General features: G+C 64.6%; 3 protein-coding genes. All 3 read right to left on the bottom strand.

Features of this window, described 5'->3' with window-relative positions; translation table 11 throughout:
• Window positions 1-393: 393 nt before the first annotated feature.
• On the bottom strand, window positions 394-1,329 hold the full coding sequence (locus F2P45_RS31500; RefSeq protein ID WP_166882164.1) for an Abi family protein: 936 nt from the start codon (window positions 1,327-1,329) through the stop codon (window positions 394-396).
• Between the two features lie 309 nt (window positions 1,330-1,638).
• Window positions 1,639-4,497: a hypothetical protein gene (locus F2P45_RS31495; RefSeq protein WP_166882163.1), complete on the bottom strand. Its 2,859-nt coding sequence runs from the start codon at window positions 4,495-4,497 to the stop codon at window positions 1,639-1,641.
• Window positions 4,498-4,785: 288 nt separating this feature from the next.
• Entirely contained in the window at window positions 4,786-6,435 is a 1,650-nt protein-coding gene (locus F2P45_RS31490; protein ID WP_166882162.1) for a hypothetical protein, read from the bottom strand.
• Window positions 6,436-6,493: the final 58 nt, after the last annotated feature.

The raw sequence follows: 6,493 nt of genomic DNA, 5'->3' as shown, positions 1-6,493 counted from the left end.
CAGAACTGCCGCAGCGCCAGGCCGGTGCCGACATTGCCGATCTGTTGCCGTTCAACTTTACTGCTGTTTAACAGCCGCTTGCCCGTCGATTAGGGCAACGTCAAGGTGCGGTAGAAATCGCGCTTACTTTACAGCGGCACGGTGGGCGAAAGCCTGATGGTCGGATTGGAACGTTAGAGCCGAGGTGTGGCAGCCTACATTTGAATACGCGCCGAGCTAACTGAAACTGAGCGTTAATTCACTCAGAGTGCGCGACGTTGGCCACCTGGCGGATAGTCACCGGCTAGCGTACGGTGCGCACTACTTAACATCTAATAAGCTACCAGAATCCCGCCATGGGTAGTACGTAGCGCGTGTGGAAACCGCGAAACCTCGTGCCAGATCGTGCTTGCCTCAGTAGAACAAGGCTAGCAAGGGCCTGCGGAACTTGCAAGAATGCGTCCTCAGACTGCTCTTCTCATAGCGGGGATATTCGGCGGCATCGAGCACTGCCCGATAGCTGCCGGCTCTACCGCCAAGCTGACGATAGGCGGCCAGCGCCCTGCGATGGAGGAGGGCCTGCAATGACCACCAATGATCACTGTTTTGAATGTACCTCGATATGCCAGGATCAATCCACCCCGCAAACCAGCGGATGCGATCGGCAAAAAGTCGAAGACTCACGACGGTGTGGCGAGGACGGCGTGGAATGAACCCGACAATACCGTGTAAGTCGAATTCGGGCATACCCCAGAGGGAATCGTGGTGCCCTATACGATTACGGGTGTCTCGTATCATCTTCAGGAGTTTCGTCATTCGCGTCTTGAAGGCATTATCCCCATAGGGCACTGTTAACGTGTCCGGCGCCTGCGGAAATGCAGCTGCCAGGATGATCGCTTGAATTCCTGGCGGGTGGGACGCGTGCCCGAGCCCAGCTATCAATACCTCCCAAAAGCCAAACGGTAGAGCGGCAACAACGTCATCAGGCGTGACGACATAACCGGCGGGTTTTTTGCCTTTTATTTTTACCACTATACCACTGACATCCTGAACTGATTTCGACGGTAGTTTGTGCATCGCCGGTAGCAATGCCGGCGCTGCCGGGTTGATTGCATGTGCCGGATTGGATTGTTGCATCATCCAATTATACGAGTCGATACCGCCATAGTGTTGCGACAGGGCTCGATGAAGGGCATTTCGAAATGATACTTCCAGGTCTCCCAGGATAGGGAGCATACCGGCCCCGATCGCCTGGTTCCAGGCGTAACATCCGAGGGTATCCTTGTCCGTCGTGGTTTTGAAGAAACTCTGTATAGTAGCGAGCCGGGGTGCGGCAAGGTGCGAGAGCATCAGTGGCCTTGAATGACGTGTATGGCGGTGCTATACTTCGCTTCATAGAGACAGGGGTTTTCCGGTAAAACGGTCGTGCCCTTGTAAATTGAGGACAGAGCCCGCACTAGCGGGCTTTGGCCTTTCTGGGCTCGTCTTTTCCTGAGTTTCTTGAGGTGCGGGAATTGAATCGCCGGTGCCATGGCCTGCGCACTGGCCAGAGCCGGTGGCTGCGCCACCGCGACTTGATACTAATTTGCCTTATCCCCGCCGTTCCTGCCACTAACAGAAACGACGGGTTTTACCATTTACCAAAACGCACTGCTGGCGTCAAGCCTCCGGGCTATCGTCGATCAACAGCGGCGGCACCAGGATGTACTCGGCCTGATCGGCCGGCTGCGCCAGCTTCGGAAACGCGATGTCGGTGCCGTCATCGAGCACCGTCAGCATGGTCGGCACGCGATAGGTCCAGGCGGCGCCTTCGGGCGAACCTTCCATCGGCGTATTCTGGTTCACCATCCGCACTTCGCGGTTCAGGTCGGCCAGCACGCGGTCGGCCGGCACCACGGCGATGTCCGAGACGATCCCGGTCTGCAGGTACAGCGCGGCCGCATCTTCATACCCCTGGCGCACCGGCAGGATCACCGACGCGAACCCGGCGTTCAGGAACGCGGTGAACACGCTGTCGCCCTGCGGCTCGAAGCGCGAAGCGGCCCACTGCTGCGCGCCCTCGCTCCAGAAGTACGGGAAGAAGGTGTAGGTCACCTGATCCCATTCGAAGGCGTACTCGAAGAAGCGCACTTCGCGCGCCGCTTGCTCCAGGCGCTCCGGCGCAATGGCCGGTGCGCTGCCGATCACGATGGGCGAGGCCGGCGCGGCCTGTCCACTGCCGCTGCGGACGATTTCCAGCACCGCGCGTTTGAGTTCGGTGCGTTCGATGGTGCGCATCTGTTCTTCGCTCAGCGCCGCGTTGGCACCGTCTTCCCCGGCGCGCGCCGCCAGCAGGGCGCGGTGCTGGCTCAGGTCGGCCTCGTACTGGTCCATGATGATCTGGTGGCATTCCAGCTGCCACTTCTCGACCGCGACCTTGGTGCGGGCCCAGACCAGGTAGAAGTTGACCGTGAACTGGTCCAGTTGGCCCCAGCCGCTGGCGTTGTAGCTGACCGCGCCGCTGTTGGTGCCGATGGCCTGCGCCGCAATCGGCGTGGCGCCGGCCGGGCTGCTCGCAAACAGCCTGGTGCCGACGCTGGCGCTGATGCCGGACTGCTTGTCGACCCCGTACCAGCTCATCGACACGCCGGCCGCCGCCGCCGCGTAGCCCTGTTCCAGTGCGCGCGGCGAGTTGAACACGCCGCTCAGGGTCGTGTTTCCGGCGCCGCCCGGATAGGTCAGGCTGGCGTATTCGGTGATGGCCGATGTTGGTGGCGGCGGCAAGGTCACGCTGAAGCGTTCGGCGATCGCCAGCCAGGTGGCGTCGGTGATCTCGGCGGGACGCAGGACCGGCTTGATCGGGGCCGGGCCGGCATGCCCGCCGAAGCCGGGCTGCCGGGCCAGCAGGTGGCGGAACATGGCAGCCGGCGCCGGCACCATCACTTCGTACATGGCGCGCGCGCCGACCGTGAACACCTGCGCCTGATACACCTTGTCGACCCAGCGGTACTGGGCGCGGACGGTGGCCGCCGGCGCGCTGTGGCGCACCACGTCGCTTTCGTACACTTCGGCGCTGCGGGTGCGGAAACGCTGGCGTCCGACCCGTTCGCGCACCAGGGCGACGGCGCGGTCGATGATCTCGCGCGACTGGCGCAGGTCGGCGCCGCGCGACTGGTCGCCGCCGTTCGAGTTGTTCATGAAGGTCGAGGTCTGGGCGTTGACGGTACCGTAGTTGGAGGTCAGGTTGATACTGGCGTTGCGGTCCTGCTGCTTGCGCGCCGTCTCGAAGGCCGACTGGCCCATTTCGTAGCGGTTGAAGCCTGTTTCTTCCTGCGAGACTTCGGCGTCGCCGTCGTTGTAGTTGCCTTCGCTTTCGTCGGCGCGGCTCAGGCGCGAGTGGAAATGCTCGTGTTCTTCACCTTGCAGGACGTTGTGGATATTGGCCAGTTCGCCTTTTTCGTAGCCCACCAGTACCTGGCGCACCACGCGCAGGTCGGCCACGCCCACCGGACGGATGCCGAATTTCATGGTCGAGATGGCGCCCGGTTTGAACACTGGAACGGCGGGAATCAGCGCGCCGAGTTCCGGAATGGCGCTCAGCACGGCTGCCGAGGCGGGGCCGCCGGCGGGGACGGCGGCGGCCGTCGCGACGCCGCTGGCAATCCGGCGCCGCACCTCGTCGAGCAGGTCGAAGGTGCTCTGGCTGGTGGTGGGGACGCTGGCGTCGGCCAGTTCCTGCATCAGATTGGCGTTGTCGGCGCGGAACTGCTCGTCGATGTCGGCCGCGGGCTGGGTGCGGAACACTTTTTGCAGCTCCGACGGGCCGCCGGTGCCGGGCGTGCCGGGCGCGTGCGGGCCGCTGCCGGCCATCTGCTCGAGTGCGGCGACGAGGCGCCGTTCCAGCTGGACCAGGGTGTCGATCTGCTTGAGCAGGTCGGCGAGGATCCGGTCCTGCTCGTCGGCGGTGTTGTTGCCGGCGGCGTTTTGCGCGGCGCTTTGCTGTTCGCGGCGCAGGCGCATCTGTTCTTCGAATGCGGCCGGCAGGGCGATGGCGGGATTGAGCGCGGCCTGCACCGATTCCGGCGACAGGGCGGCCTGGTCGCCAGCGAGGATTTTTTGCAGCAGGGTGACCTGGCCCAGCAACTGCTGGGCGCGCTGCAACTGGGCGCTGCTGGCTTTGCCGGAGGCGATCCCTTGCAGGTAGTATCGCCAGAAGGCGGTTTGCAGGGCGGGGACGTCGCCCACCACGTTTTGGGCGATCGGAAACAGGGTCTCGGCGGCCAGGGTCAGCCGGCCCTGGCGCGCGGCTTCCAGGTCGGCCGCGATGGCTTCCGGCGTGCGCTTGGCCAGCGCGCTCCAGTGCGCGGTCAGGATGTCCAGCTCAGCGGTGAAGTCCAGTTCGGCGGCCGAGCCGATCCACGCGGCGACGTTCGATTGGTCCGGCAGTTCGAGGAGCCCTGCTTGCGCCGGCGTCGGGTTGGGCGCCCTGGTGGTGGCGAAGCGAAACAGTTCCTCGGCATTGGCGGTAGCTTGCGTCATGATATCTCCCGGTGATGAAGGTGAAGGGCCATCATCGTCCGGGACGGCGCCGCGGAGTTCCGCCTGCATCAGTGTTAAAACCGACTTGGCTCAACTCGCGGGCTGTTTGGAATGTCGCGCTGCAAGTGTTACGGGTTTTCCGGTTCCCGCTGGAGCAAGGTTTCGACCGGGACATTAAGAGTCGCCGCCAGTTTCAAGGCGAGCAGCATCGCGGCACCATGGTGCCTGTGCCTGTGCCGATGGCGTTCAGCGCGCGCTGTCGCCACAGGCAAGGCGGCACAAGGCGTCTTACCGCAATGGCGCCGATCCGTCGCCAGGCGTGCCGAGCGCTTCGGCGGCGTCCACCTTGGTGACAGCGGCAACCGGCGCAACCGGCTTGGCCTTGGGCGGCTGCATCTCGGGCCTGCCGTTTTGTGCCGCAAACGGACCGGTGTTGATGTGGTAGGCCGCGATGGCGGCGGCAATGGCCGGGTCGCGCGCGGCCAGCAGCGCCTGCTCTGGCGCCTGCATAAGCGGTGGCTGCGGTGTGATTGGTCGCTCCGTATCCGGGCTATCCGTTGCCGACTGCGCCGTCGAGGCCGTGCGCACGGCGTCCGCAGGCCGCGCAAACTGGTCCGGCGCCAGCGGGGCGCTGAGGGCTGGCTGCGGCTGGTCCACGCGTCGCTGTGCCCGGGCACTTTCCGCAGTGAGCAGGCCGACCCTGCTGGCGTCGCGCTGGGCGATGTCGTCGGCAAGCGCGGCGCGCACCGCGTCGCTGGCGCCGGCAATTTTCTCGTCGAGCGCGCGTGCTGCCTCGCGTTCCGCCTGCAACTGTTGTGCCAGAACGCGTGCCTGTTGGGCGACGCCGACCGCATTGCTTGCCGTGGTGCCGGGTTCGGAAACCGTGGCCGCTGGCGGGGGGGGAGCTGGGGGGAGCGGCTGGAGCCGGTCTTGCGAACTCGGCGCCGCCGCAGCGGGTGGCGTTGCCGTTGCAGTTGCAGTTGGCGTAAGGGGCTGGCGGGCATCGGTCGGGGCCACATTGGCGGCGCTCGCGGCGATGGCCGGTGCGGCTGGCGCTTGCGGCAGCGCTGCGGCGCGCGCAGCCGCAAGCGGCGCCTCTGCTTGCGCCGAGGCAATCGGAATCGCCTGCATGGGGAAATCCTCGCCGCCGATCAGGTCGGCCAAGGGAACAGGCGACTGATCTTCAGTGCGCAAATTCTCGCTCACCAGGTTCTGGAGGAACATATTGTCCGTATAGCTGGCCGGCTGCGCAATTGGATAGCTTGGCGCGGCGGCAATTGCCTGGGAATCAGCAGCGGGCACCGGCAAGGCGGTGCCGAACACGCTATCGTCGTCCAGGAAAGAGAGCTTGGCAACCTGTGCCTGGATTTGCGTGCCGACCACGTTCAAGAAGGCGCCGGCGGCGCGTGCCAGTAGTGCCGACGTGGCGCTCGGGTCCTGGCGGAATGCGTCCTGAAGCAAGGTGTCGTCCACGGTCAGCGCGCCGGCGGCGGTGCCTGTTGCCGGCGAGAAGGTCAGGCCGATGGCGGCCAGGCTGGCTTCGGCATCGTCCGGCGTGCCGCCAAGTTGCTGAAAAAATTGCGATTGCAGCGATTGGCCGTCCAGGGTGTCGGTCGGCAGGCCGTTGCTGTCGACCGCGCTGGTCTGCAATTCGTTGAAGGCGCCGGCCATCGCGGCCGCTGTTACGGCCGCGTCGGCCAACGCCTTCGAGGCATCGGCGTTGGTGGCGACCGAGGTCTGCAAGTCCAGCGTCTTTTTCTGGAATAGCGAGGCCAGCGACAGGAACCGTCCCGAGCTCGACAGGTCTACCGTGGTGGGCGCGACGCCGAGAAAGCTCAGGTTGTGGGCTTGCTCGATGGCGACGCTACGGCTTGTCTGTATGGGGCTGACAAGGCTGGCGCCGCGTGCCGCGGGCGCGGTGATCTGGGAGATGTCCATGCTGAACCTTCCGTGTTCGAAGTAGCTACATGGTCGATTATGGCCCCTATTTGTCGAT

The organism is Massilia mucilaginosa, assembly GCF_011682145.1.
Classification (GTDB): Bacteria; Pseudomonadota; Gammaproteobacteria; order Burkholderiales; family Burkholderiaceae_D; genus Telluria_A; species Telluria_A mucilaginosa.
The sequence above is the reverse complement of the archived record's forward strand: the minus strand, read 5'-3'. Positions and strand labels throughout refer to the sequence as shown.